The organism is Actinoallomurus liliacearum, assembly GCF_039542035.1.
Taxonomy (GTDB): Bacteria; Actinomycetota; Actinomycetes; order Streptosporangiales; family Streptosporangiaceae; genus Actinoallomurus; species Actinoallomurus liliacearum.
The window spans coordinates 1-26,081 of sequence record NZ_BAABHJ010000037.1 but is presented as its reverse complement, the minus strand read 5'-3'; the positions used below and the strand labels follow the sequence as shown (position 1 = coordinate 26,081).

General features: G+C 72.2%; 17 protein-coding genes and 1 pseudogene. 10 read left to right on the top strand and 8 right to left on the bottom strand.

What is annotated here, in order from left to right:
* Positions 1 to 87 precede the first annotated feature (87 nt).
* Positions 88 to 1,833: a carbohydrate binding domain-containing protein gene (locus tag ABD978_RS36850; RefSeq protein ID WP_345365027.1), complete on the bottom strand. Its 1,746-nt coding sequence runs from the start codon at positions 1,831 to 1,833 to the stop codon at positions 88 to 90.
* 326 nt (positions 1,834 to 2,159) lie between these two features.
* Positions 2,160 to 2,681, bottom strand: a complete 522-nt coding sequence (locus ABD978_RS36845) for a PH domain-containing protein (protein WP_345365025.1) — start codon at positions 2,679 to 2,681, stop codon at positions 2,160 to 2,162.
* A gap of 231 nt (positions 2,682 to 2,912) precedes the next feature.
* Here ABD978_RS36845 and ABD978_RS36840 point away from each other — a divergent pair, with 231 nt between their 5' ends.
* The gene (locus ABD978_RS36840) at positions 2,913 to 4,820 is read left to right on the top strand and encodes a glycoside hydrolase family 127 protein (RefSeq protein WP_345365023.1); all 1,908 of its coding nucleotides are present in this window, start codon (positions 2,913 to 2,915) and stop codon (positions 4,818 to 4,820) included.
* 27 nt (positions 4,821 to 4,847) lie between these two features.
* On the opposite strand, the gene ABD978_RS36835 is transcribed toward ABD978_RS36840, so the two are convergent.
* Positions 4,848 to 6,293, bottom strand: coding sequence for a carotenoid oxygenase family protein (locus ABD978_RS36835; RefSeq protein ID WP_345365021.1), 1,446 nt, complete (start codon positions 6,291 to 6,293; stop codon positions 4,848 to 4,850).
* A gap of 76 nt (positions 6,294 to 6,369) precedes the next feature.
* Between ABD978_RS36835 and ABD978_RS36830 the strand changes: the two genes are divergently transcribed.
* Complete coding sequence (locus ABD978_RS36830) at positions 6,370 to 7,068, top strand: TetR/AcrR family transcriptional regulator (RefSeq protein WP_345365019.1); 699 nt, start codon at positions 6,370 to 6,372, stop codon at positions 7,066 to 7,068.
* Positions 7,069 to 7,192: 124 nt separating this feature from the next.
* Here the strand turns inward: ABD978_RS36830 and ABD978_RS36825 are convergent, their stop codons facing one another.
* Both ABD978_RS36825 and tgmA read right to left on the bottom strand, forming a co-directional pair.
* Positions 7,193 to 8,203, bottom strand: coding sequence for an MvdC/MvdD family ATP grasp protein (locus ABD978_RS36825; RefSeq protein ID WP_345365017.1), 1,011 nt, complete (start codon positions 8,201 to 8,203; stop codon positions 7,193 to 7,195).
* A 50-nt stretch (positions 8,204 to 8,253) separates the two neighbouring features.
* Positions 8,254 to 8,493, bottom strand: coding sequence for a putative ATP-grasp-modified RiPP (gene tgmA, locus ABD978_RS36820; RefSeq protein ID WP_345365015.1), 240 nt, complete (start codon positions 8,491 to 8,493; stop codon positions 8,254 to 8,256).
* Between tgmA and ABD978_RS36815 the strand changes: the two genes are divergently transcribed.
* Positions 8,492 to 12,583 carry an nSTAND1 domain-containing NTPase gene (locus ABD978_RS36815; RefSeq protein ID WP_345365013.1) on the top strand — a complete coding sequence of 1,364 codons (4,092 nt, stop codon included), beginning with the start codon at positions 8,492 to 8,494 and terminating at the stop codon, positions 12,581 to 12,583. The genes tgmA and ABD978_RS36815 overlap by 2 nt on opposite strands.
* Before the next feature lie 15 nt (positions 12,584 to 12,598).
* Here ABD978_RS36815 and ABD978_RS36810 read toward each other — a convergent pair whose 3' ends face one another.
* From ABD978_RS36810 to ABD978_RS36800, 3 genes and pseudogenes are all read right to left on the bottom strand, one after another.
* On the bottom strand, positions 12,599 to 12,943 hold the full coding sequence (locus ABD978_RS36810) for a HEAT repeat domain-containing protein (protein ID WP_345365055.1): 345 nt from the start codon (positions 12,941 to 12,943) through the stop codon (positions 12,599 to 12,601).
* A 792-nt stretch (positions 12,944 to 13,735) separates the two neighbouring features.
* A pseudogene (locus ABD978_RS36805) lies at positions 13,736 to 14,083 on the bottom strand (ADP-ribosylation/crystallin J1); the annotation flags it as partial.
* A gap of 84 nt (positions 14,084 to 14,167) precedes the next feature.
* Positions 14,168 to 15,679: a purine-cytosine permease family protein gene (locus ABD978_RS36800; RefSeq protein WP_345365011.1), complete on the bottom strand. Its 1,512-nt coding sequence runs from the start codon at positions 15,677 to 15,679 to the stop codon at positions 14,168 to 14,170.
* 147 nt (positions 15,680 to 15,826) lie between these two features.
* Between ABD978_RS36800 and ABD978_RS36795 the strand changes: the two genes are divergently transcribed.
* The 7 genes from ABD978_RS36795 (at position 15,827) to ABD978_RS36765 (ending at position 25,990) form a co-directional block, all read left to right on the top strand.
* Positions 15,827 to 16,951, top strand: coding sequence for an NAD(P)/FAD-dependent oxidoreductase (locus ABD978_RS36795; RefSeq protein ID WP_345365009.1), 1,125 nt, complete (start codon positions 15,827 to 15,829; stop codon positions 16,949 to 16,951).
* Positions 16,952 to 17,624: 673 nt separating this feature from the next.
* Complete coding sequence (locus tag ABD978_RS36790; protein ID WP_345365007.1) at positions 17,625 to 20,750, top strand: non-ribosomal peptide synthetase; 3,126 nt, start codon at positions 17,625 to 17,627, stop codon at positions 20,748 to 20,750.
* A gap of 23 nt (positions 20,751 to 20,773) precedes the next feature.
* Complete coding sequence (locus tag ABD978_RS36785; protein WP_345365005.1) at positions 20,774 to 21,757, top strand: aldo/keto reductase; 984 nt, start codon at positions 20,774 to 20,776, stop codon at positions 21,755 to 21,757.
* Positions 21,754 to 22,479 carry a sulfotransferase-like domain-containing protein gene (locus tag ABD978_RS36780; protein WP_345365003.1) on the top strand — a complete coding sequence of 242 codons (726 nt, stop codon included), beginning with the start codon at positions 21,754 to 21,756 and terminating at the stop codon, positions 22,477 to 22,479. The genes ABD978_RS36785 and ABD978_RS36780 overlap by 4 nt, the downstream gene beginning before the upstream one ends.
* 12 nt (positions 22,480 to 22,491) lie before the next feature.
* Positions 22,492 to 23,364, top strand: a complete 873-nt coding sequence (locus ABD978_RS36775; protein ID WP_345365001.1) for a family 3 encapsulin nanocompartment shell protein — start codon at positions 22,492 to 22,494, stop codon at positions 23,362 to 23,364.
* Positions 23,361 to 24,518, top strand: coding sequence for an MFS transporter (locus ABD978_RS36770; RefSeq protein WP_345364999.1), 1,158 nt, complete (start codon positions 23,361 to 23,363; stop codon positions 24,516 to 24,518). Before ABD978_RS36775 ends, ABD978_RS36770 begins: the two co-directional genes overlap by 4 nt.
* Positions 24,519 to 24,697: 179 nt before the next feature.
* Positions 24,698 to 25,990 (top strand): patatin-like phospholipase family protein, encoded by a 1,293-nt coding sequence (locus tag ABD978_RS36765; protein WP_345364997.1) that lies wholly within the window; start codon positions 24,698 to 24,700, stop codon positions 25,988 to 25,990.
* Positions 25,991 to 26,081 lie beyond the last annotated feature (91 nt).

Sequence of the window (26,081 nt, the reverse complement as noted above, 5' to 3'; positions counted from 1 at the left end):
TCTCATCCGCCCGAGAACCCGAGCCCGGAGCGCGTCCCGCCCCATCGGGGATCGCCCGATGGGGCCGGAACCGCTGGGAAGGGGCCGTCAGGACAGGGCGAAGTCGTCCGCGTAGACGTTGCCCTGGGCGTACCAGCCGTGGACGTAGACCGTCACGTTCCCGGTCGAGCCGGTGGTGAACGGGACGGTCAGCTTGGTCCAGCCGCCGGACGTCGTCCACGTGCTCGCGGTGGCGCCGCCGGAGACCCCGACGTAGGCGTAGGAGCCCTGTACCCAGGCCGTCAGGGTGTAGGAGTGGTTCGGCTGGAGCGTCACCGCCTGCTCGCACTGCCCGGTCTGGTCGGAGGTGGGCGTCACCTGCAGGGCGTGCCCACCGGAGTGCGCCGGTGAGGCGACCACCGCGCCACCGGACCGGCAGCTCCACGGGGTGAGGGACCCGGTCTCGAAGCCGGGGTTGACCAGGCCGGTTCCGCCGCCCGACCCGTTGACGGTGAGCGTGAAGGAGGCGCTGTGGCTCGCCGACGCGGCGGTCCCGGCGACGGTGAGGGTGTAACTGCCGGCCGCGGCGGCCGAGGTGGTGCTGATGTTCAGGGTCGCGGACCCGCCGGCGGTCACCGAGGCCGGGCTGACGGACGCGGTCACCCCCGACGGCGCGCCGGTGACGCTCAGCGCGACGGTCTCGGCGGAGCCGGAGGTCACGGCCGTCTTCACCGTCGCCGACGTCGAAGCGCCCGGGTTGACGGCGGCCGACGCGGGCGACAGCGACAGGGAGAAGTCGTTGGCGGGCGTTCCCCCGCCTCCACCGCTGAACGGTTCGAACGCGTGGCTGAAGAACCAGGTGCTCTGGGAGACGCCGGAGCAGCTGTCCGACCCCTGCGTGCCCGGGCAGCCGCCGTTGTCGCGCTGGAGCGCCCAGAACGACAGCGTGTTGATGCCCGTGCTCTGCGCCCAGCTCTCCACCGTGGCGGCGTCGCCCGTGGTGAACGTCTCCGCGGGCCCGTAGTCGTCGATGCCGATCATCTCGGTGACACCGATCATGTTCCACAGCTCGGCCGAGCTCTTGCCCGAGTAGAGGCCGGCGAGCTGGCCGTGCAGGCCGGTGGCCGCGCTCTTGGTGTCGTTGGCCATCTCGTGGGTCGCGCCGTCGTAGTAGTCGAACGTCATGATGTTGACCACGTCGACGCGGGCGCCGTTGGAGACGGCGTTGCGGAGCACGGCCAGGCCGCTGTCGGCCAGGCCGCTCGTGGTGGTGGGCAGCGTGTAGGAGAACTGCACGGTGCGCCCGGTGCTCGCGGCCCAGTCCTCGACCTGCTTGATCGCCTTGTTCCGCCGGTCGATCCCGGCGCTGTTGGTCAGCGAGTTGTCCTCGATGTCCAGGTCGATGCGGGTGACGTTGTAGGTGGTGACCACCTTCTCGTACACCGCCGCGATCTGGTCGACGCTCGTGCAGCTGTCGGCGATCTCGGTGCCGGTGTCGTCGGCGGTGTAGCCGCCGAACGAGGGGATGACGTCGCCGCCGCCGGACTGGATCGAGGAGATCGAGGAGCCGAACGTCGACGCGGCGATCGGCATGCTCGTGTCGCCGTTCCAGTACGCCGTGCACGAGCCCTTGGTGGCGGCCTGGATGAATGCCATGGTCAGGTACTTGTTCCCCGACTGCTGGGCGAGGGTCGCGGGGTCGTCACCGGTCCAGGCCTCGAAGTAGGGCGCGAACACGTGGGCGGGGAGGGTGGCGGCGTGGGCCGGGGTCGGTCCGGCGGCGACGAGGCCGAACGCGGCGAGGATCATGGCGAGGGCGGTGAGGACCGCGCGCGGGGGCGTGCATGGTCGCATGAAGGCTCCAGATGGCGGGAGGAGCCGCCGCTCCGCCTCTGGGACGGGCGGAGCGGACGGACATGATGCGTCGGGTGACGGGGGTACGGCACGGATCCGCGTGCGCACCATGGTCTGACCGGCCCAGTTATCTGTCAATATTCTTAACAATTGGGTCATCGACCGTCTCTCCGTCACCGGGCACGCCGCGCCCGGCGCCCGCCGCCGACCGTACGGATCGCCGCAGTAACCGGCCTAGACCAGCAGCGACGCGCGTTTCCCGGAACCGGTTTTCGGACACATGATCGCTCCGCGGGTCCCCGGGCCTAATCGCGTGACGCGGCCGCTCAGTCGTCCCCGTGCCCGAAGGCCACGGCGGAGATCTGCAGGTAGATCCCCTCGGGCTCGGGGACGAACCTCACCTTGGACAGCGCCTGGTCCTGGCCGGCGGACTCCAGGACGACGGTGCCGTATCCCAGCATCCGGCCGAAGACCGACCGGTCGACCGTGAGGTCGGTGATCTTGGACAGCGGCATCATGTCGACCCTGCGGGTGACCAGCCCGTGCACGAGCATCACCCGGACACCGGTCACCGCGAAGAACTCGTCGGACCACTCGTACACCTTGAAGGCCAGCCGCCCGAGCAGCAGGAACCACACGGCCCAGATCACCGTGAGCACGGTGCTCTGCGCGACGAGGCCGCTCAGCACCCCGGCGAGAATCAGTCCGAGGACCGCCTCCGCGATGTGCCGGAGCAGCATGGCGGGGTGACGTCGGATGACGACCGCATCCTCCTCTTGGGGCAGCAGGTACCGCTGCAGATGGTGCGGGTCCACGTTGCGCACCATCAGGAAACTGGGGAGTCGCACGAGCGGGACTCTACTTGTCAGGGACCCGGGATGTCGCCCATGTCACACTCACACCACCGCGATCTTCGCGCCGCCGCAGGCGGCCCAGCGGTCGGCCGTCCAGCCGGCCGCCGCAGCGGCCGGCCGTCGGGCACGTGCCTTCAGTTGCCGAGGTTGATGGTGACCGTCCTGCCGGTGGCCGTCACCGTGTGGGTGCCGGCGTTGTAGCTCCCGCCGGTCCGTCCTGGTCCGGTGGCCCCGACGGCGGGAGCCATCAGCGCGCTGCGGCCACTCCCCCTCGACGCCGTACGTCTGGAACCCGACGGCCTCCTGGGACAGTGGCAGGAACGCAACGCCGCCGCCTCCCTCCCGCACTGCGTCGTCCGGCTGGAGGAGAGCGGCGCGCTGGAGAACGTCCGTCGCGCCGCCGGGCAGGGCGATCGCGGGTTCACCGGCATGTGGTTCGCCGATTCCGACGTCTACAAGACGCTCGAGGCCGCCGCGTGGCGGCTGAGCGATCCGGCGGCCGACGACCGCCTGCGGGACTTCGTCGCCGCCACCGCCGCGCTGCTGATCAAGGCCCAGCAGGACGACGGCTACCTCAACTCCTACTTCACCACCGTCAAGCCGGACCTGCGGTGGCAGGAGCTCGACTGGAGCCACGAGCTGTACTGCGCCGGCCATCTGATCCAGGCCGCGGTGGCGGCCGCGCGGGCGGGTGCCGCCCCGGAACTGATGACGGTCGCGCGGCGCCTCGCCGATCTGCTGGTGGAGCGGTTCGGGCCGGGCGGGACCGACGGGGTCTGCGGGCATCCGGAGATCGAGACCGCGCTGGTCGAGCTGTACCGGGAGACCGGCCACCGCCCCTACCTGGACCTGGCGCGCAGGTTCGTGGACCTTCGCGGACACGGCCTCCTGGGCGACGGCCGGTTCGGCCCGGCGTACTTCCAGGACCACCTCCCGGTCCGCGAGGCCGGCGAGGTCACCGGCCACGCCGTCCGGCAGCTGTACCTGCTCGCCGGAGTCGTCGACGTCGCGGTCGAGACGCACGACACGGCGCTGCTCGACGCCGCGCGGCGACTCTGGGACGACGCCTTCCACACGAAGACGCATCTCACCGGGGCGCACGGCTCCCGCCATCGGGACGAGGCCTTCGGCGACCCGTACGAGCTGCCGCCGGACCGCGCGTACGCCGAGACCTGCGCGGCGATCGCGAGCCTCCACTGGAACTGGCGCATGCTGCTGGCCACCGGTGGGCACCGGTACGCCGACGAGATGGAACGCGTGCTGTACAACGCGGTCGCGGGGGCCACCGCGGTGGACGGACGGCATTTCTTCTACTCCAACCCGCTGCAGGTGCGCACGGGACACGACGGGTCCGACGAGGACGCGCCCGGACAGCGGCTGCCGTGGTACTCCTGCGCCTGCTGCCCGCCCAACCTCGCCCGGCTCATGGCCTCACTCCACGGGTACGTGGCGACCACCGACGACAACGGCGTGCAGATCCACCTGTACGGCGCGGGAACGCTCCGCTCCACCGTGCGCGGAGCCGACGTCGAGGTGACGACGCGGACCGCGTACCCCTGGTCCGGCCGGATCGAGCTGGCCGTCACCGCGACCACGCCCGAGCCGTGGACGCTGAGCCTGCGGATCCCGAGCTGGTGCGACGGCTGCACCCTCCAGGTCGACGGTGACGTCGTCGCGGCGGACCCCACGGACGGCTACCTGCGCCTGACCCGGAGCTGGGGCACCCCGACCGCCGTCGTCCTGGACCTCCCCATGCCGGCGCGTCTGGTGGCCCCGCACCCGCGCGTCGACGCGACCCGGGGATGCGCCGCCCTGACGCGCGGGCCGCTGGTCTACTGCCTGGAGCAGACCGATCTCTCCGAGGACGTCCTTCTCGAGGACGTACGGCTCGACGCCTCCGCCCCGGTACACGTCGACGAGCACGCGGGCCTGCCGCACATCCCGGTGACGCTCACCGCCGGCGGAACCGTACGGCGACCGCCGACTCCCGGGCTGTACCCCGCGTACCCGACGACCGCCGACCGGGACGACGCGCCACCCCGGACGGCCCTGACGGCCGTGCCCTACTTCCTGTGGGGCAACCGGGACCCGGGCCCGATGCGCGTCTGGATCCCGGTCGACCACACCGGCTGAGCCCGTTCCGCCGCCGGACGAGCCGGATCACCGGGTCGGCACCCAGTTCCCGTGGAAGCCCGCCGGCACTCGCGTGGGGAGATGGACGGCGGCGACGGTCTCCAGGCTGCCCGCGTCGAGCAACATGAGGTCCGTACGGTCGGTGGCCGGGTCGTAGACGAAACCCATCAGCACGCCGTCGTCCTCGGCGGCGTCAGGGGAGTTCGGTTCGAAGACGAACTCCCCCGCCTCGCGACCCGCGCCGAAGGAACGCCGCGTGGTCGTACCGCGCACGAGGTCGTGCTTGAGGATCGTGTCGGACGCCGTGATGCCCCGGTCCAGCGCGAGCGCGTAGCCGTAGCGGTGCCGCCGGCCGACGAGCCGTTCGTCCACCCGGGGGAACTCCTGTGCCCGGTCGTCCACCTGTTCCTCCCGGACCTTGCCGGCGCCGAGGTCGACCGTCCAGCGGGCCAGGGTGGGCACGCCTTCGCTCGGTCCCTGCAGGTCCCGGTCGAAGACCTTCGTGTGGCGGACGACCTCGAGCACGATCGTGTCGCCGTCGTCGTAGGCGTTCAGCGGATGGAAGACATAGCACGGCTCCACCTCGAACCACCGGACGTCGGCGGCGCCCCCGGAACGCGGCATGACGCCGATCCGCGCCGGATATCTCGGGTTCCAGCGGTAGGGCATCCGGTCGCTCGAGCCGCCGCGCCGTCCCGCCGCCGCGATGATCGGGTCGGGGATTCGCACCCGCCCGACGAGCGCGGACATCACCAGCCGGGCGGGGGCGCGCAGGAACCGCGGTACCCCGACCTCCACGGCCTGCCGCGCGTCGAAGGTCACGGGCAGGTCGTAGAACACGACGTGGGACTCGGTGAGCGAGAAGTCGTGCATCATCGGGCTGCCGGTGACGCGGACGTCCACGGTACGGCGCGCGTGCCCGGCAGCGTCGATCACCGAGTACCGCACCTCGTTGCCGCGGCCGAAGAAGTACGAGACCGCGTGCAGTTCCCCGGTCTCGGGGTCGCGCTTCGGGTGAGCGGTGTAGCCGCCGGGCATGGTGCCGTCGAAGTCGCAGCCGCCGACGGTGTCGAGTTCGTCGGTGAGCTCCTGGATGGCAAGCCCCGCCTCGACCAGCGCGAGCGTACGGCCGGCGTGACCGATCACGTTCGTGTTGGCTCCCATCCCGTGCAGCGGGGCGCTGCTCGGGCGCGCGGAGAACGCCTCGCCGAGCGCGGCGGCGACCCGGGGCGTACGGACCCAGCGGTTGCGGTACCACTCGGCCCGTCCGTCGCGGATCCGGACGCCGTGCACCATCCCGTCGCCGGTGAACCAGTTGTAGGTGTCGGGGTCCACCTCGCCGGCGGGGTTCGGCCCGTTACGGAGGTACCTGCCGTCGAGATGGCCGGGGATCGTCCCGGTGACGGGCAGGTCGGTGACCGTGAGCTCTTGCCTGATCGGCGCGAAACCGCCCTGGAGGAAGGGGTTGTTCATGATCCGTGTCTCTCCTTGCCGCCGGCACATAACAACGTTATTTCCGGCATAACATTGTTATGAAAGGATGGCAAGAGTGAGTCCACGAGAATCCACCGCCAAGGCGCATCCGCGCAGCCGCCTGCTGGAGGCGGCGATCCGGATCCTCGCCGCCGACGGCCCCGAAGCCCTGCAGGCGCGCCGCCTGGCCACCGAGGTCGGCATGTCGACGATGGCGGTCTACACGCACTTCGGCGGAATGGGCGGGCTGATCACGGAGATCGTGCGGGAGGGCTTCATCCGGTTGGGCCGGCGCATGGAGGAGATCCCGCCCGGCGACGATCCGGTCGTCGATCTGCTCGCGCTGGGCCTGGCGTACCGCGACCACGCGCTGGACAACCCCCAGCTCTACCGGCTGATGTTCGGGGTGGTCTCACCGGGCGGCCGCCAGGGCGGCAAGGACCTGACCGTGGCCGGTGTCGGCAACGACCTTCCCGAGGGGCAGGCCGCGTTCGCCCGGCTGGTCACCGCCGTGACACGCGTCATGGAGGCGACCGACACTCGTGAGGAGGAGCCGCACTCGGCGGCGGCCCAGTTCTGGAGCGCGATCCACGGCTACGTGCTGCTGGAGATCGCCGGCTTCTTCGACGGCGACGGCGATCCCGTCGAGCGGTACCTGGTGCCTCTCGGGACGAAGCTGGTCGTCGGGATCGGCGCGACCCCCGAGCACACGGCCCGCTGCGTCCGCCAGATCGCCGCCGCCCGGCCCCGGGCGGAATCGATCACCGAGGCCTGAGATCGAGGTCCGCCCTGCTGCCGGCGGGGCCGTACTCATCACTCGGTGAAGCCGCGTCCTCGACGCCGGTCTGTGCGCATCTGTCCTCTTCGGCGGCGCAGTTACCGAGCATTGCGCACGCCGTTCAGCATCTGGCCAGGAGGTCCGCGATGGCCGCCGTGACCGGGCCGCAGCCGTCGTCCGGCGAGACCGCTTCCAGCCATGCCCACTGACCGTTGGGATTGAGATCCAGGAAGACCCACTCGCCCGCTTCGGTCAGGGCGAAGTCCGCCGAGCAGAACGACAGACCGTAGGACGCCGTCGTCCTCAGCAGGCCGCTCCGGACGGACGAGGGCACCTCGATCGGCCGGTAGTCCAACCGGCCGTAGTCGCTGCGCCAGTCCGCCCTCGCTGCCTCCGACCGGGCGATGATCTCCGTGCCGAACACCTGGTGCCCGACGACCGTGATCCGCGCCTCGGACCTCTTCACCACCGGCTCCTGGAACAGGTGAGCGGCCCCGGAGACCGAGTCGTCGATGTCCTCGGCGGAGACGACCGTGGCGTACACCGTCTGCGGGCCGTCGGCCGACCCCTGGTAGGTGTGCGCCGCCATGGTCTTGTAGACGGCGGAGCCGCCGATCGAGCGGACGAACCGCCGTCCCTCTTCGGGATCGTTGGTTATCAGGGTCCTGGGCACCGCCAGACCCGCACGGTGGGCCGTGCGGAGCTGGGACGGCTTCCATTCCGCGGCTCGGATGGCCGCGGGGTGGTTGAGCCAGCGACAGTCGAGGGCCTCGATGACACCGACGAATCCATGCCGCGTCTCGATCGCCGCGAACTCCTCGGCGTACTCCGCCGCGCCCCCGCCCGGCACGGCCCCGCCCCGCGCGGCTCCGCTGGGCGGGGCCGCCGGCCGGACTCGTGACGGCTTCCGGTAGTAGGCGGCGGTCACCTCGTCGATGCGGAGGGAGAGCCCGTCGGCGACGAGCTCTCCGCACCACCTCTCCTCATGGAGCCGAGCGCTCATCACCGCCCGCGCGGGGAAGTCGCCGTAGTCGACGCGCGCCGTGGCGATGCCACGAGCCCGGAGCCGGTCGATGACCCGGTCGGCGGTCAGGTCGCAGCGCTCGGTGATGACGAGAACCAACGGCCGCATGACGCCTCCTTGGTCGGTCACGGAGTACCGGTCTGTGGCACCGTGTCCGGCTAGTCGTGGTCCGTGTCGGAGTCCGACATGGTCCCGTGGGTGTGGGTGCTCGTGGCCATGTGGACGTCGCGGTGTGCGGGGACGCGCCCCTGCTCGGTGCCGATCCAGTTGATCTGGGTCAGCGGGTCGTACTCCGGCGCCGCGCCGGTGAGGTCGATCACGGCCGCGTCGTCGTAGGCGCGCAGGAAGCGCATTCCGAACGGTCGCGCCGCCAGGGTTCCAGCCGTCTTGCCGTCCATGGGTCGTCCCTTCTCCGAGGTCCCCGGACCGACCGCCACCGGTTCCCGGACGCCGTTGCGGCGTTTCCCGGAATCGGTGGACTCACCGGGGTGTGACCCGATTCTGCGGAGTGCGGACGTCGGGGACGAAGGTGTCTGGCACTATCCGTACAGGGCCGTACAGCCCCGTCCCTTCAGGAGGAGGCTCCTGCGGCCGCGTTCGGAGACTCTGAGGGGCGGTTCCGGGGTGGGGGTATCGGGAGAACACGCTGATCCGGGCGCGATCACCGCGCGTGAGGATTTCGCCCGGGAGCTGACGCGGTTGCGGGAGTCGGCCGGGCTCACGGTACGTCAGGTGGCACAGCGGATCGGCGAACAGCGCGCGCACAGCACGATCGGCGACTGGTTCGCCGGCCGGGGGCTGCCCTCCATCTCGTCGCGGGAGCTGTTGATCAAGGTCCTGGGCACCTGCGGGGTGGACGACGCGGTTCAGGTCGAGGCGTGGCTGGAGGCGTGGGTCAGGGTCCGGCGGGAGCCCGGGAGACGGCCGGGCGGACCCGAGCCGTACCGGGGGCTGAAGGGCTTCACGGCCGAGGACGCCGCATGGTTCTTCGGCCGCGACGCCGCCCTCGCCCGGCTGCTCGAATTCGTGGGCGGGGAGGACGGCGACGGCGTCCGGGTCGTGGTCGGGCCGTCCGGGGCGGGAAAGTCGTCCCTGCTGCACGCCGGCTTGGTCGCGGCGGTGCACGGCGGCGCGCTGTCCGGGTCCGCGGAGTGGCCCGTGGTACTGCTGACTCCGGGTTCCGCGCCGGTCGCCGCACTGGCCGCGGCGGACCGGCCGGGCACCCGGCGCCTGATCGTGGTCGACCAGTTCGAGGAGCTGTTCACCGCCGGGTCCGACGAGGAGGAGCAGGAGCGGTTCATCTCCGCGCTGGACGCTGCCGCCCGCGAGCGGCCCGGCGCCGTCGTCGTGGTCGGGCTGCGGGCCGACTTCTACGGGCACGCGCTGCGCCGGCCGCTGCTGGAGGCCGCGGTACGAGGCGGGCAGTTCACCGTGGGCCCGATGCGCGAGGCCGAACTGCGGGAGGTGATCACCGCGCCGGCCCGGCAGGCGCGCCTGGACATCGAGGACGGCCTGGTCGAGCTTCTGCTGCGGGAGGTCACCCCACGCCGACGTGCCGACTCGGCCGCGAACGAGGCCGGGGCCCTTCCCCTGCTCTCGCACGCCCTCTACAGCACGTGGGACCACAGCCGGAACCGGCGACTGACGATCGCCGACTACCGGGCGGTCGGCGGCATCGACGGCGCGGTCGCGGCCACCGCCGAGGCCGTCTACGGATCGCTGACCGCCGCAGAGCGGGAGACGGCCCGGCGGTTGTTCCTCAGCCTGGTGCACGTCGCCGAGGACACCGCCGACACCCGCCGTCGCCTGACCATGACCGAGGTCCGCGCCAACGCGTGCCCACCCCTGGCCGGTCTCGGTCCGGGCGGTCCTCCCCCGGAGGGTCACGCGCCCGAGGACCCCTCTCCCGCCGACCCGGCGTCCGCCGTCGACGAGGTCCTGGCGCGGTTCGTCCAGCAGCGCCTGATCACCGCGGACACGGACACCGTGTCGATCGCTCACGACGCCGTGTTATCGGCGTGGCCGCGGCTGCACGACTGGCTGAACGCCGATCGGGCGGGGCTGCTGGTCGGGCGGCGCCTCGCCGAAGCGGCCTCCGCGTGGCGCCGCGAGGGCGACGACCCGGCCGCGCTGTACTCGGGCACCCGGCTGGCGGTCGCCCGCGAGTGGGTGGCCGGAGCCGGGCCGCGCGCCGTTCTCACCCCGCTCGTCCGGGAGTTCCTCGAAGCCTCGGCGACCCGCGAGTACCGCGAACGGTTCGCCGCCCGGCGCCGGAGCAGACGGCTGCGGCTGTTCGCCGCCGCGCTGGCGGCCCTGCTGGTGCTGGCGAGCGCGGCGCTCGGGGTGGCCGTGCACAACGGACAGGTCATCCGCGACGAACGCAACTCCGCTCTGTCGGGCAAGGTGGCGAACGAGGCGACCGCCCTCGGCGCGGCGAACCCCGCGCTCGCCGCGCAACTCGCGCTGGCCGCCTACCGCCTCGCCCCCACGCCGGAGGCACGCGGCAGCCTGCTCAGCACCACCGCCTCGCCGTACGCCACGCGCCTGACCGCCCACACCGCGGCCGTCTACGCCGCGGTCTTCAGCCCCGACGGCCGCACGCTGGCCACAGCCGGGCTGGACCACACCGCGCGACTGTGGGACGTCGCCGACCCTCACCGCCCCACCGTGTCGGCCGTCCTGACCGGGCACACCGACGGCGTGACGTCGGTGGCGTTCAGCCCGGACGGCCGCCTGCTCGTCACCGGCGGAGGGGACCATACCGCCAGGCTGTGGGACGTCGCCGACCCCCACCGCCCCGCCGCGCTGGCCGTCCTGACCGGGCACACCGACGGCATCCGGTCGGTGGCGTTCAGCCCGGACGGGCGGACCGTCGCGACCGCCTCCTACGACCGCACCGCACGGCTGTGGGACGTGACCGACCCGCACCATCCGGTCGCCGCGGCGACCCTCACGGGCCATCGGCAGGGGCTGGCGGCGGTGGCGTTCGGGCCGGACGGGCGGACGCTCGCCACCACGGCGTACGAGAACACCGTACGGCTGTGGGACGTGTCCCATCCGTACCATCCCGCCGCCCTCGCCCAGCTGAACGGGCACACCGACCGCGTCCTGTCGGCCGCGTTCAGCCCCGACGGCCATACGCTCGCCACCGGGAGCTTCGACAGCACGATCCGGCTCTGGAACGTCACCGATCCTCGGCATGTCCGCACCATCGTCGTCCTCGCAGGCCACGGCAACGGCGTCGTCGCGCTGGCGTTCTCCCCGGACGGCCGGGAACTCGCCAGCGGCAGCTATGACCGGACCATCCGCCTGTGGAACGTGGCCGACCCGGCCGACGGGGACAACCCCGCGGTGCTCCGCGGCCACGCCGCGACCGTCTACGCCGTGGCGTTCAGCCCCGACGGCGCTTATCTGGCGAGCGGCGGCGGCGATGAGACGTCCCGGGTCTGGGACCTGCGTTCGCCGATCCTGGCCGACCACCCCGGCGCGGTGGACACCCTGGCCTTCAGCCCGGACGGCCGCACGCTCGCCACCGGTAGCTACCGGGCCGCCGAACTGGACGACGTCACCACCCCGGACCGGCCCGTGTCCCTCGCCGTGCTGGACGGCCACACCGACGGCGTTCTCGTCACGGCGTTCACCCCAGACCGGCGAACGCTCGTCACCTCCGGCCTCGATGGCGCCCTGCGGCTCTGGAACCTGACCGCCCCCGGCGGTCCCGCCCTGCTCGCCACCCGGGACGTGGGAGCCGGTAACATCCTCGCCGGCGCCATCAGTCCGGACGGCCGCACCCTCGCCCTGGTCGGGGAGAGCACCGACGCGCGGCTGTGGGACCTCTCCGCCCCAGGCCGTCCGGCCGCGCTGGCCACCCTCACCGGGCACGGGGACAGCGTCACCACCGTCGCCTTCAGCCTCGACGGACACACCCTCGCCACCGGCAGCAGCGACCGCACCGCGCGGCTCTGGGACGTGACCGACCGGCTCCATCCGATCGCGCGCGCCGTGATCACCGGGCACACCGCCGGAGTGAACGCCGTCGCCTTCGGCCCGGACGGCCATACGCTCGCCACCGGCGGCAGCGACGGCACCGCGCGACTGTGGAACGTCACCGACACCCGACACCCGACCCCGCTCGCCACGATCACCGGCCACGCGGACAGCATCACGACCGTCGCCTTCAGCCCCGACGGACACACCCTCGCCACCGGCAGCAATGACCGCACCGCCCGACTGTGGAACGTCACCGACACCCGACACCCGACCCCGCTCGCCACGATCACCGGCCACGCAGACGGCATCACCACCGTCGCCTTCAGCCCCGACGGACACACCCTCGCCACCGGCAGCAGCGACGGCACCGCACGACTGTGGAACCTGGACGCCGGGGACGTCGCCCGCCGGGTCTGCGCCCGTTCCTTCCCGGCCGTCACCCCGGAGGAGTGGGCGCAGCACTTCCCCGGCATCGCCTACACGCCCCCCTGCCACTGACCGCCGGCCTCTCGGCTACTCCCAGAGCCGGGCGGTCGGCACGGCGTCGGGCTCGGTGCGCAACGCCTTGCCCACCGCCCGGACGACCACGGGGGCCGGGTCGGCCAGCATCGGGGCGATCCGCGCGAGAGACACCCCCAGGCGGCGGACGGCACGGACCGCCTCCGCCCGCACCCGAGGACTCGGGTGCTCCAGGAACGGCAGCAGCAGATCGATGTCCTGCCGGGTACCGCATTCACCGAGCCCGGCGACCAGCGTCCGAATCCGGCCCGCCGCCGGATCCGTGGCCAGGGCCTCGCGGTAGAGCACGGCGGGGTCACGCCCCTCACGGCGGACGGCCCACTGCGCGGTGGCGCGCATCATCGTCGGCCGGTCCGCCAGATACGCGGCACCGGTCTCGGGACGGCCGAGTCGCACCAGGGCCGTGAGCGCCTCGATCCGGACGTTCGCGCCGCCCTCCCCGAGCAACCGCTCCAGCACGTCGGGACGCTCGTCTCGTACGGCTTCGGCCACGACCCGCTCCGCGCACAGGGCGCGGCAGACCACGTCCCGCTCCCCCAGCGCGGCGCGCATGACCTCCTCGGATCGGGCCCGGCCCGACTCCAGCCACAGCCGGTACGCCCAGCGCCGCAGCCCGCGGTCGCGGTGGGCCCGAGCCGACGCCAGCGCGTCCTCCGGAGCCGACCGCAGGGCCTCCGCCAAGGCATCCAGAGCATGGGGACCTCGCGCCCACGATCCCATCGCGACCGCGACACTCGCGGCCGCCGGAAGGGCGGCGGTGTCCGCGGTCCGCAACGCCGCCTCCAGGGACCGGCGCGCCCGCTCGCGGACCTGCGGCACCCAGTCGGCGGTGCGCAGCACGAGGATGGGAAGCGGCAGCCTGCTCCACGCCGCGCTCGCGACCGCGGCCTCCCTCCGGTGCCCGTCTCCGGAGCAGGCCATGACGAGCGACGGCAGGCGCGCGTCCCTCGGCAGCGAGGCCGCCGCCGTACCGGCGCCGTACCTCACCCCGGCCGTACGGAACGCCCGGTCGAGCCCGATCCAGGTCGTCGCGCTCGCGACCGACAGCATCGCCGTGACCTCATCCGCGGGTTCGCGACCGGCGGCGGCGTCGGCGACGCGAGCCGCCAGCGGCCCGTAACCGGGGACGTGGTACTCGCGGACGACCTGGATGGGACCGGCCAGGTGGGCGTTGAACTCCTCGAGTTCCTCCGCCGGCACCCACAGCTCCAGGATGGTCCGGCCGCCGGCCTGCCGGACGGGGTAGCGACGTGCGAAGCCGGCGTCGACCTCGAAGCGCGTCACGAACCCGGCACCCGACGCCGGGACGTTCCAGTCCCGGGCGATCTTGACCGCGTACGCCTCGTTCAGCACCGGATAGAAGATCGGCTGGTCGGGCAGCCGAGGCGGCCATGCCCGCCACCCGGACGCGCGCAGCAACGCCAGCTCGGCAGGCCCGACCGGCCGCCACAACGTCAACGTCGCACGCCGCCCCGTCATCGCTCACCGCTCCTCTGTTCCCGAGGCCCCAGTGTCGCGACGCCCCGGAGCATTCCGCCACCGAATACCGTGGCGGCGCGGCGGTCAAGCCGAGGCGGCGTCCTGGGTCGCCCCCAGGGCGGCGGACGGGCGGGTCTCCTGGGCGCGTACGGTCGCGCGGTTCAGCGCCCACATCGCGGCGAAGCCGATCACGAGTGCGGCCAGCACGCCGAGGTTGGCGAAGGCCCAGGAGCCGGACCTGCCGCCGAGGCCGAGCGGCTCGAGCAGGTACCCCTGCCATTTGAGCCAGCTCGCGGCCGTGTTGGTCACCAGACCCCAGCCGATGGCGGTGGCGGCGAGCAGAATCACCGGGGGCAGCGGCGGAACGTCGCCGTACCGGCCCGCCGGCCGGTAGAGGTCGGTCTCGTCGTAGTCCCGGCGGCGGCGCGCGATGTCGGCCAGCATGATCCCGCACCAGGCGGCGACGGGGACGCCGAGGGTCGTGAGGAAACCGGTGAACTGGCCGAGGAAGTCGCCGGAGACGAAGACGACGTAGACGGTCCCCAGCATCATGAGCACGCCGTCGACCAGGGCGGCGGCGTACCGCGGCACCCGCAGGCCGGCCGCCAGCAGGGCCAGCCCGGAGGAGTAGATGTCGAGTACGGCGCCGCCGACGAGGCCGAGCACCGCCACCGCGGCGAACGGGATGAGGAACCAGGTGGGCAGGATCGTCGTGAGCGCGCCGATCGGGTCGGCGGCGATCGCCTTGCCGAGGTCGGCCGACGATCCGGCGAGGAGCAGGCCGAAGACGAGCAGCACGGCCGGCGCCAGGGACGCCCCGAAGGTCGTCCAGCCGACGACGCCGCGGCCGGAGGTGCTCCTGGGCAGGTAGCGGGAGTAGTCGGCGGCGGCGTTCACCCAGCCGAGGCCGAAACCGGTCATCATGAAGACCAGGGCGCCGATGACCTCCTGGGTGGAGCCGGCGTGGATGGCGCTGACGGTGTGCCACTCGATCCGGTGCGCGACCAGGAGGATGTAGACGACCGTCAGCGCGCCGGTGAGGACGGTGATGACCGCCTGCATGCGCATGATCAGGTCGAAGCCGATGACGCCGCCACCGACGATCAGCACCGCGACGACGATGAGCGCGACGACCTTGGTGGCGGTACCGCCGCCCCAGCCGAGACGGCCGAAGACGGTCGCGGTCGCCATCGTCGCCAGGGCGGTCAGGACCGTCTCCCAGCCCACGGTGAGCAGCCAGGAGATGGCCGACGGCAGCCGGTTGCCCCGGACGCCGAACGCCGCCCGGCTCAGCACCATCGTCGGCACCGACCCGCGCTTGCCGGCGACCGCGATGAGACCGCACAGGAGGAACGAGAAGACGATGCCGACCAGCCCGGCCAGCAGGGCCTGCCAGAACGAGATGCCGAAGCCGAGCGCGAACGACCCGTAGCTCAGCCCGAGGATCGACACGTTCGCGCCGAACCAGGGGAAGAACAGTTGCCGGGGCCGTCCCTTGCGGTCGGCGTCTCCGATCACGTCGATGCCGTGCGTCTCGATCCGGAGTGGCCGCCCGCTCTCGCCGTCCGCCGAGGCGCCGCCCTGGACACCGCTCATTGGTACCTGCCTGTCCCGACCCGTCTCTGCTGTCCAGCGCACCGTAGAGGCCGCCCGTTATAGCGGTCAATGACCGGTTCAAAATGCCTCGCCGTGCGGGGCCGGACGACGATTGCGCGTTCCGGCACCGTGTGATCCTTTGCGAGGATGGGCGATTTCCTCGTTGTGGGCGCCGGCGTGGCCGGTGCCGCCGCAGGTTACTTCCTGTCCGCGTTCGGCGACGTGACCCTCCTGGAGATGGAGTCCGCTCCGGGGTACCACTCGACCGGGCGGTCCGCCGCGTTGTTCTCCGAGTACTACGGCAACCCCACCGTGCGCGCGCTCACCGCGGCGAGCCGCGCGTTCCTCACGGCACCGCCGCCGGGCTTCGCCGACGGACCGCTGCTCTCTCCGCGCGGCGTGCTGACGCTGTGCCCGGCGGGCGCGGAGGACGACTTCGCCGCGATGCTCGCCGACGGGCTGTCCGCTCCCGTCCCGGTCCGGGAGATCGACGTCGCCGAGGTCACGGAGTACTGCCCGATCGTCCGGACCGGGCGGTACATCCGCGCGATGGTCAAGCCGGGCGCGATGGACATCGACGTCGACCTGCTCCACCAGGGGTTCCTGCGCGGCGTCCGGGCGCGCGGCGGCACGGTGGTCACGGGCGCGCGGGTACGGGAGCTGTCGCGTGACGGTGGGCGCTGGCGGGCGGCGACTGACGCGGGCGTGTTCACCGCGCCCGTCGTGGTCGACGCGGCCGGGGCGTGGGCGGACGAGGTCGCCGCGCTCGCCGGCGTCCGCCCGCTGGGCCTCACGCCGCTGCGCCGTACGGCGTTCCTGGCGGACCCGCCCGACGGGACCGACGCCGCCCGGTGGCCGATGGTGACCGACGTGGCCGACACCTTCTACCTCAAGCCGGAGTCGGGACGGCTGCTCGTCTCCCCGTCCGACGCGACGCCCGTGCCGCCGTGCGACGCGCGCCCGGACGACCTCGACGTCGCGCGCGCGGTCGAACGGGTCCAGGAGGCCACGACGTTGCGGATCCGTAGCGTCCGGCACGCGTGGGCCGGGCTGCGGACCGCGGCTCTGGACGACACCCCGGTGATCGGTGAGGCGCCGGACGTGCCGGGCTTCGTCTGGCTCGCCGGCCTCAGCGGGTACGGCGTGCAGACATCGGCCGCCGTCGGCCGGATCGCCGCGGCCGCCGCGACCCGTACGCCGCCCGCCGACGCCGGCGTCGATCCGGCGGCGCTGTCGCCCGCCCGGTTCCAGGAGGCCCGCCCGGTCCGGTGACCGCCGGCAACGGCAGGTCGCGATGGCGAGTCATATTACAGAGTCAGAAACATCATCCGACAACCCTGCTTCAGCGAGAAAAGGCACCGGTAAATGCGTGAGGCTCTACCCGGAATACGTCGGAGATGATCGGAATACCGATCATCGATCGCCATTTTGCAAGATCATCTGACCGAAACAGATTCGCGCAGAGATCCCACCGGACCGAAATCAGGAGCGGCCAGGTCGAGGTCATCGCAGGCCGTCGATAATGTACGTTCCGCCCCCGGTCGACCGGCGTTCGGATAGGGGTCCCGTCGCGGCCGGCGCGCCCGCGGCTCGCGCCGCGGGCGCTCGGGATCGCCGCATATGACGGCGGCCCCCACTCTGGCGGAGCTCGGCGAATCCGATGGCCACAGGGGCACGTCGACGCCGGTCCGCGCTCAGTCAACTCGGCCGGTCGATGACGATTCCGCGTGGGGCCCCACCGGCCAGGAGCCTCTCGGGCGACTCCGTACGGCGACGAAACGGCCACCATCCGTTCCGGGCGCGAGGTCCGATGAGGTACCCGGAAGAGGGCCTTGCGAAATCCGCGGCGAGCGGCTTAATTTACCGCCAGCTTCGCAGCCATATCTCCGGCGGGTCCCAGAAAGGGCCCGCCCACCTTTTGTGACCCCCGGATGGGGAGGTGTGGATGCCCGGACAGTCGGCCGACGACGTATGCGGTGATTGGAAGTCACCGATAAGTTCCACAGACCAGCGTGATCCGTCCAAGCGGCGCTTCACCGGACGAGCGGTCGACCACGGCGGGTTCCGTCCGGTCTCCGCACTGATCGAGGAGCGGGCCGACCGGCATCCCGAACGCCCGGCCGTCTCATGCGGCGGGCGCACGCTCACCTACCGGCGGCTGGACGAGCTGGTGGGCGGCCTCGCCGCCACGCTGGCCGAGCGCGGGGTGCGCAGGGGCGACGTGGTGCCCGTCCTGCTCGTCAACAGCCTCGAGCTGCCGATCACGTACCTGGCGCTGATGAGGCTCGGCGCGGCGTTCGTGCCGCTGGACCCGGCGTGGCCGCGGGAGCGGATCCGCAGCACGTTCGGCGTACTGCCCAGAACCCCCGTGCCGTGCGCCGCCGCGGAGTCGATCCCGGAGGAGCACCGCGGCCGCGCGGTCGTGGTCGACGTCGACCTGATCACGCCGGCGGAGCACCGCGCCACCGCGGCGCCGGAGCCTGACGACCTGGTCTACGGCTTCTTCACCTCGGGCACGACGGGCACGCCCAAGTGCGCGATGAACCGGCACGCCGGGCTCACCAACCGGCTCCGCGCCATGGCGCGCTACTTCGGCGTGACCGACGCGGACGTGGTGCTGCAGAACAGCAAGCACACCTTCGACTCCTCGCTCTGGCAGCTGTTCCTGCCGCTGATCACGGGCGGGCACGCCGTGCTGCAGGTCCAGGGCGAGTTCCTGGACCTGCGGCGGACGATCGACACGATCGCGGAGTACGGCGTGACCGCCACGGACTTCGTGTCGAGCATCTTCAACGCGCTGGCGGCCGAGGTGGACCGCGACGAGCGGTCGCTGCGCAGGCTCTCGTCGCTGCGATGGCTGATCGTGGGCAGCGAGCCGCTCAACCCCGACGCCGTCCACCGGATGATGGCCCAGTTGCCGGGTCTCACGGTGACCAACGGCTACGGGCCGACCGAGGCGAGCATCGGGATGGTCTTCCACACCGTCTCCCCCGCGGACGGCGACGCCGTGCCGCTGGGCCGCCCGATCGACAACTGCTACGCCGTGGTGGTGGACGACGGCCTCCGCCCCGTGCCGCCCGGCACCGTCGGCGAGATCGTCATCGGCGGCGCCTGCCTGGGCGCCGGCTACCTGGGCGCGCCGGCGGCCACCGCGCAGGCGTTCGTCCGCAATCCCTTCCCCGAGATCCCCGGCGACCGGCTCTACCGCACCGGCGACCTCGGCCACCTCGACGACCAGGGCCTGCTCTACTTCTCCGGGCGCAAGGACTTCCAGGTCAAGATCGGCGGGGTCCGGATCGAGCTCGGCGAGATCGCGGTCGCGGCGGAGAAGTGCCCCGGGGTGCGGCAGGCGGAGGTCCTCGTCGCCGAGCAGGCGGGCACGAGGTCGCTGGCCCTGTTCGCGTCCGGGACGGACCTGACGGTGGACGCGCTCCGGGACGGGCTGCGCCGCACGCTGCCCCGGATCAGCGTGCCCCGGTACTACTTCCTGCTGCCGGACATCCCGCTGAACGACAACGGCAAGGCCGACCGGGGACGGCTCCAGGCCATCCTCGACGCCCGGCTCGCGGAGGACGCCGCGCGGCTGGCCGAGAGCCCGCCCGCGGCGACGCCGGCCGACCAGGTGCTGCGGGCGCTCCGCTCGGTGCTCGGCCGGCCGGACCTGGCCGCCGACGCGCACTTCATGGAGGCGGGCGGGGACTCGCTCCAGGCGCTGTCGCTCGTCCGCATGCTCACCGCCGAGTGCGGGGTCGAGGTGGAGGTCCAGGACCTGTACGAACGGCCGACCGCCGACGGGCTGACCGGGCTGATCGAGGCCCGGCGGCGTGGCGGAGCGGTGATCGAGGCGGAGTCGGTGCTCATGGTCCGCGACGCGGCCGTGCCCGACGGCGAGCCGATCCGGGCCGCCGACCCCGCCGGGAGGCTGCGGACCGTGCTGGTGACCGGGGCGACCGGGTTCGTCGGCAGCCGCCTCGTGCACGAGCTGCTGGCCCGTACCGACCTGCGGGTGCGCTGTCTCACCCGCGCCGGCGGCGACTTCGGCGCCACGGCACGGGTGGTCGGCGCGCTCGCCGAACGCGGCCTGTGGGAGTCGCGGTTCGCCGACCGGATCGAGGGCTACGCCGGCGACCTGTCCCGGCCCGGCCTGGGCCTGGACCCCGGCACCTGGGAGCACCTCGCCCGCACCTGCGACCTGGTGCTGCACAACGGCGCGATGGTGAACTTCCTGTTCGACTACCGCGCGCACCGCCACGCGAACGTGCGCGGCACCGTCGAGCTGCTGCGGCTGGCGATGGCGCACCGGCCGGTTCCACTGCACCACGTCTCGACGCTGGCGACGCTGCAGAGCGAGGCGCTCGGCCACGAGGAGCCGCTTTCCGAGGGGTTCGAACCGTCCCGCGCGAGAATGCCCGACGGCGGGTACGCCCGCTCGAAGCTGGTCGCCGAACGGCACCTGGCCGCCGCGCGGGCGCGGGGCGCGCTGGTGACCGTGCTACGGCTCGGCGAGGTGATGCCGAGCGAGGACAACGCGTACCCGAACACCTCGGCGCTCACCCACCTGCTGCTCGCGGCGTTCCCGCGCCTCGGCGTGCGGCCCGACGCCGCGATCCTGTCGGACTACACACCCGTCGACTACGTGGCCGCCCGGGTGGTGGCCGCGGTCTGCGACCGCGACGCCTGGGGCCGTACGTTCAACGTCTTCCATCCGGAGAGCGTCGACTTCGGCGCGGTGATGGCGCCGCTGCCCGCGATCCCCTGCGGCGACTTCCTCGCCCGGGTGCGGGAGGCCGCCCTCGCCACCGGGGACCGGGAGCTGACCGCTCTCGCGTCGCTCCTGCCCGGCCGGCCCGACGCGGACGAGCGAACGCTGAAGGAGGCGTTCGCGGCCATGCTCACCGACAACCCACGGCTGTTCCGCAAGGACGAGTGCCGCCTGCTCGAGGAGCGCGGGGAGCTCACCGACGGGCGGCTCGACGGCGCGATCGCCGCGTACCGGGACCGCCTCGTCCGGGGCGAGACGCCGGAGCCCCACGACGCGCTGGGGCCGCGACGCCAGGTTTCCACCAGCTGACGACGAGACGGGAAGGGCGAGCGATGCGCTATCGCACGATGGGAAGACTCGGCTGGGAGGTCAGCGAGGTCGGCTACGGGATGTGGGGCATCGGCGGCGGCCCCGGCAACTTCACCGGCTGGGACTACGACCTCGCGCCGCGCTGCCTCGACGAGGCGGTCGAGCTGGGCTGCACGTTCTTCGACACCGCCTGGGTGTACGGGCGCGGCATCAGCGAGCAGATGCTGGGCGCGCTGCTGAAACGCCATCCCGACCGGCGGCTGTACGTCGCGACGAAGATCCCGCCGAAGAACCGCGAGTGGCCGCCCGGTCCCGAGGACACCCTCGACGACGCCTACCCGGCCGACCACATGCGGGAGTACACCTACCGCAGCCTGGAGAACCTCGGGACCTCCCGCGTCGACCTGCTGCAGTTCCACACGTGGGAGGACCGCTGGGCCGGCGACGAGCGCTGGCAGGAGGTCGTCGCCGACCTCAAGCGGGAGGGCGTCGTCGACGCGGTCGGCATCAGCGTCAACCGGTGGGAGCCGGCGAACTGCCTCGCCGCGCTCGACACCGGCCTCATCGACGTGATCCAGGTGATCTACAACATCTTCGACCAGGCGCCCGAGGACGAGCTGTTCGAGCGCGCGCGGCGGGAGGGCATCGGGATCATCGCGCGGGTGCCGTTCGACGAGGGAACGCTCACCGGCACGCTGACCGCCGACAGCACGTTCCCGGAGGAGGACTGGCGCGCCACCTACTTCTGCGACGAGAACCTCAAGCCGAGCGTCGAACGCGCCGAGCGCCTGAAGGAGGTCCTGCCGGAGGGCATGTCGCTGCCGGAGATGGCGCTGCGGTTCATCCTGCACCACCCGGCGGTGAGCACGGTGATCCCCGGCATGCGCAGGCCCGCCCACGTCCGCGCCAACCTCGCGGTGGGCGACGGCCGGCCGCTCGACGACGCGCTGCTGCGGGAGCTGCGCGAACACCGCTGGGACCGCGTCCCGACGTGGTGGTCGATGTGAGCGCCGGAGTGATCATGATGTGGGCGCATTCGCGCTCGGCCTCGACCGCGTTCCTGCGCATGATGATCGAGCGGGGCGACGTCGCCGTCCTGCACGAGCCCTTCCTCACGCTGACCGAGGAGGGCGAGGTCGCCGTGCCCGCCGCGGACGGCGGCCGGACGACCGCGCGGTCGGAGGAGGAGCTCCTCGCCCGGCTCGCGGAGCTCGGCCGGACGCGCCCGGTGTTCGTCAAGGAGGTCGTCGACTACGACTACGCGTTCGTGCGCGAGCGGTCCGGTGAGCTCGCCGGGCTGACGCACACCTTCATCGTCCGTGACCCGAAACAGACGATCAGCTCGCACTACGCGGTGAAGCCCGCGGTGACCTGCGCGGAGATCGGCTACGAGCGCCTGTACGAGCTCTTCGAGACCGTCCGGTCCGCCACCGGCCGCGTGCCGCTCGTCATCCGCGCGGAGCGCCTCCTAGGCGACCCGGAGGCGGTGGTCAGGAGCTTCTGCGCGTACACCGGGCTGCCGTTCCTCCCCGGGGCGCTCGCCTGGAAGGCCGGCGAGCGGCCCGAGTGGCGGCGGACCCGTGAGTGGCACGTCGACGCGAGCCACAGCACCGGCTTCACGAGCCGCAGGAACACCTATCCCGTCACGGTCGACAACGACACCACCCTGAAGTCCTTCTACGACCACCACCTGCCGTTCTACGAGCAACTCGTCCAGCACGCGTTCTGAGCAGGAGCAGGCATGGCAACAGAGACAGTGCCGGCGGACACCACCACCGGTCTGCTGCGGCAGTCCCCCGGACGGTTGTTCGCGCGGGCCTTCGCGGCCGACCCCGAACGTGCCGAGGTGAGGTTCGACTACACCATCACCGAGGCGCACGAGCCCACGAAGGACCGGCCACGGCTGACCGTACGGAACCTGCTGAAGGTGCGCCCGGTCGACGAGGACGTCGCGCGGTTCTGGACCGAGACGCGGCCGGCCGCCGAGGACGCCAGGGCGGTACTGGACGCCGACACCCGCCGCGAGGCCGCGTTCCGGTTCGGCATGGCCGAGGCGGGCGTCCACCCGATCCAGGCGTGGGTGCAGATCCCCGACGGGCTCGCCGACGACCCGGACGCGCTCGCGGAGTTCATCGACTACCGGCTGCTCGTCCGCCTGGCGACCGCGGAGAACCAGGCCCTGACGAACGGGCCGTACGGCCTGCTCAACCATCCGGACATCGCCCGGATCGCCTACCGCGACTACGTCACCGGGATCCTGACGGCCTGCGACGAGATCGAGCAGACGGGCGCCACCCCACACGCGATGATCGTCAACCCGAACGACTTCTACCACCACCTCCTCGGCCGGAACGGGCTGCTGGCGGAGCTGGCCACGAGCAACGGCATGAAGATCAGCCGGAACCGCTGGGTGGCCCCGGGCACGGCCCTGGTCGGCGACATCTCGGTGGCGGCCCGGCTCCTGGACGCGCGCCGCTCCGTGATCCGCGTCGCGGAGCCTCCGCCAGGGACCTTCGCGCGGCCGGGCGTCGCCGTCTGCGCCGAGGTCTACGAAGGGCTCGCCGTGCTCCTCCCCGCGCTCTTCTACATCGTCGCTCCGGCGGACGCCGCATGAGGAATCTGGCGTTCTACCGCCCGTACGCCGCGATGTTCGGCGGGATCTTCTTCTGCCTCCTCGGCGTCGGCGCGTCGCTCGGCACCCTGCCCTTCTACGTGCTGGACGAACTGCACGGCAACAAGGTCGAGGTGGGCGTCGTGACCGCCACGATCGCCGTCGCCGCGGTCGTCACGCGCCCGATCGCCGGGCGGATCGGCGACCGCCACGGCTACAAGCTCGTCATGCTGGCCGGCGCGGCGATCTGCGTCCTGGCCGGCGCGGGCTACTACGCCGCCCGCGACGTCCCGGTCCTGGTCGCCGTGCGGATCCTGCACGGCATCGGGGAGGGCAGCGTCTACACGTCGGGCGCGGCCTGGCTGGTGCGGCTGTGCCCGACCGAGCGGCGGGGCCGCGTCGTCGGGCTGTACGGGATCTCCATGTGGCTGGGGATCACCCTCGGCGCGCTGCTCGGCACGGTGGCGATGCGGGAGAGCGGCTTCTCCGCCGTCTGGGGCCTGTGCGTCGTGGTCGGCGCGCTCGGCCTCCTCGTCGTGTCGCTCCGGGAACGCCCGGAGCAGCCCGAGGCCGCGACGACGGCCCGCGCCGCCATCCTGCCGGTCAGCACGGTGCTGCCCGGCGTCGCGCTGTCGCTCGCCGCCCTCGGGTACGCGGCACTGTCGTCGTTCGTGGCGCTGCACATGGCGGCGCGCGGCGTCTCCGACGGGATCGCCGGGTTGAACGCCTACGGCGTCACGTACGTGGGCGTCCGCTTGGTCATCGGCAACCTGCCGGACCGGATCGGCGCGCGGCAGGTGGCGTTCTGGTCGGCGATCGTCGAGGCCGTCGGGCTGCTGGTCGTCGCCGTCGCCTCGAACCTGGTCACCGTCATCATCGGGGGCCTGGTGATGGGCGCGGGCCTGTCCCTGCTGTTCCCGGCGCTCGCCCTGCTCGTCATCAACCGTACGGAGCCGGCGCAGCAGGGCGCGGCGCTGGGCGGATTCACCTCGTTCTGGGACATCGGGCTGGCGGTGGGCGGCCCGTTCGCGGGTCTCATCGCCAACGCGTCCGGCTATCCGGCCGTGTACTGGGTCATGATGGTCTGCGCGGTCGTGTCGGCGCTGCTGTCCTGGACGACGAACCCGCAACGGAGGCCGGTGATGCAGGAGCCGTGACCCCGCCGCTCCTCGAGCGGTTCGCACGGTCGGACCCGGTTCGCGTGATTGACGCGGGTTCGCGCGGAATCCGCGAACTACCTGTGCGTTCTCTTGGGGTTCCCCGTCGTGTCACAGGGCATTGCGTCGTTGACCCCCTCGCATGTCCCGAAACGCCACGGAACTCGAGGAGGGCACCGATGACAGAGACGGCTCAGCGGGCGCGGCAACAGGAGCACCGCGAGGAGCAGCGGGAACGGCCGCAGCAGCGCGGCAGGCGGGAAGAACCGTCGGACGGCAGCGTCGGCGTCGTGCTGGCGGGGGCCGGTGCGCGCGGCGCGTACGAGGCCGGGGTGATGTCGGTCCTGCTGCCGGAGCTCGACAACCGGGGCTACCGGCCGTCCGTCTTCGTGGGCACCAGCGCCGGTGCGATCAACGCCGCGCTCTTCGCCTCCCTCGCGCATCTGGACGCCGCCGAAGCCGCCGAACGAGCGCTGTCGATGTGGCGATCGGTGCGCCGCGGCATGGTCTTCAGGCCGATCCTGCCGACGCTGCCGTTCGCGGCGATGCGCTACCTGCTCAGGCTGGGCAACCTCCCGATCCCGATGACCGGCGGACTGCTCGACACCCGGCCGCTGGGAACCGCCCTGGCCCGCATGCTGAACTGGCGGGACCTGCACAAGAACCTGCGCACCGGAGCCGTGAAGGCGGTTGCCGTCACGGCCACGGCGAGTCACACGGGGCGCACGCAGATCTTCATCGAGAGCCCGAACGTCCGCACCCCGGAGAACGACCTGATCCGCGCGGTCGACTACCTCGATGCCCACCTGATGCCCGACCACATCATGGCCTCGGCCGCCATCCCGGTGCTGTTCCCGCCGGTGCGCATCAAGACCGAGGAGACCGACGGCTGGTACATCGACGGCGGAGTCCGGCTGAACGCGCCGATCGAGCCGGCGATCGACCTCGGCGTCGAACGGGTCGTCGTGATCGCCACCGACCCCGGTAAGCGCCTGGACAAGCCGATCGGCGACCACGCCGGGATGCCGCCGACCGTTCAGGACACCTTCGCCCAACTCCTCAACGGCGCGCTGGTGGACTACATGCTGGAGGACCTGAACACCCTGCGAGACATCAACCAACTGGTACGGGCGGGCGCCACGAACGTCATGAGCCGGGCCACCGGCCGTAAGTACCGCGTCATCGACTGCCTCTTCGCCGGACCGGCTCCGGGCGACGTGGACGAGCTGGGACAGCTCGCCAACACGGTCCTGTCGACGGCCATGGCCGGGGTGCGCGGACTCCAGCACCCCGAGCTGCGCCTGCTCAGCGCGCTCATCGGGCCGACGACGAGCCGCGGTGAGCTGATGAGCTACCTGCTGTTCGAGCCGGAGTTCATCGACCAGGCGATCGAGCTGGGCCGACGGGACGCCCTGCGCATCCTCGAGCCGCTCAAGGAGAAGGACGGGGACATCTGGGCCCTCTGCGACTAGGCGGCACACTCTCCGGAGGCAGCCCATCGTGCCTAGGGTCTGTCCGGTGGATCACGTGGTGATCCACAACAGTGCGGAGACCAGGGTGATC

What these genes read in the sequence shown, in the direction of transcription:
- ABD978_RS36850 (WP_345365027.1), bottom strand. Translation starts at nt 1,833, where the DNA reads ATGCGACCATGCACGCCCCCGCGCGCGGTCCTCACCGCCCTCGCCATG.
- ABD978_RS36835 (WP_345365021.1), bottom strand. Translation starts at nt 6,293, where the DNA reads ATGAACAACCCCTTCCTCCAGGGCGGTTTCGCGCCGATCAGGCAAGAG.
- ABD978_RS36825 (WP_345365017.1), bottom strand. Translation starts at nt 8,203, where the DNA reads ATGCGGCCGTTGGTTCTCGTCATCACCGAGCGCTGCGACCTGACCGCC.
- ABD978_RS36815 (WP_345365013.1), top strand. Translation starts at nt 8,492, where the DNA reads ATGGGTCGTCCCTTCTCCGAGGTCCCCGGACCGACCGCCACCGGTTCC.
- tgmA (WP_345365015.1), bottom strand. Translation starts at nt 8,493, where the DNA reads ATGGACGGCAAGACGGCTGGAACCCTGGCGGCGCGACCGTTCGGAATG.
- ABD978_RS36810 (WP_345365055.1), bottom strand. Translation starts at nt 12,943, where the DNA reads ATGCGCGCCACCGCGCAGTGGGCCGTCCGCCGTGAGGGGCGTGACCCC.
- ABD978_RS36800 (WP_345365011.1), bottom strand. Translation starts at nt 15,679, where the DNA reads ATGAGCGGTGTCCAGGGCGGCGCCTCGGCGGACGGCGAGAGCGGGCGG.
- ABD978_RS36795 (WP_345365009.1), top strand. Translation starts at nt 15,827, where the DNA reads ATGGGCGATTTCCTCGTTGTGGGCGCCGGCGTGGCCGGTGCCGCCGCA.
- ABD978_RS36790 (WP_345365007.1), top strand. Translation starts at nt 17,625, where the DNA reads ATGCCCGGACAGTCGGCCGACGACGTATGCGGTGATTGGAAGTCACCG.
- ABD978_RS36785 (WP_345365005.1), top strand. Translation starts at nt 20,774, where the DNA reads ATGCGCTATCGCACGATGGGAAGACTCGGCTGGGAGGTCAGCGAGGTC.
- ABD978_RS36775 (WP_345365001.1), top strand. Translation starts at nt 22,492, where the DNA reads ATGGCAACAGAGACAGTGCCGGCGGACACCACCACCGGTCTGCTGCGG.
- ABD978_RS36770 (WP_345364999.1), top strand. Translation starts at nt 23,361, where the DNA reads ATGAGGAATCTGGCGTTCTACCGCCCGTACGCCGCGATGTTCGGCGGG.
- ABD978_RS36765 (WP_345364997.1), top strand. Translation starts at nt 24,698, where the DNA reads ATGACAGAGACGGCTCAGCGGGCGCGGCAACAGGAGCACCGCGAGGAG.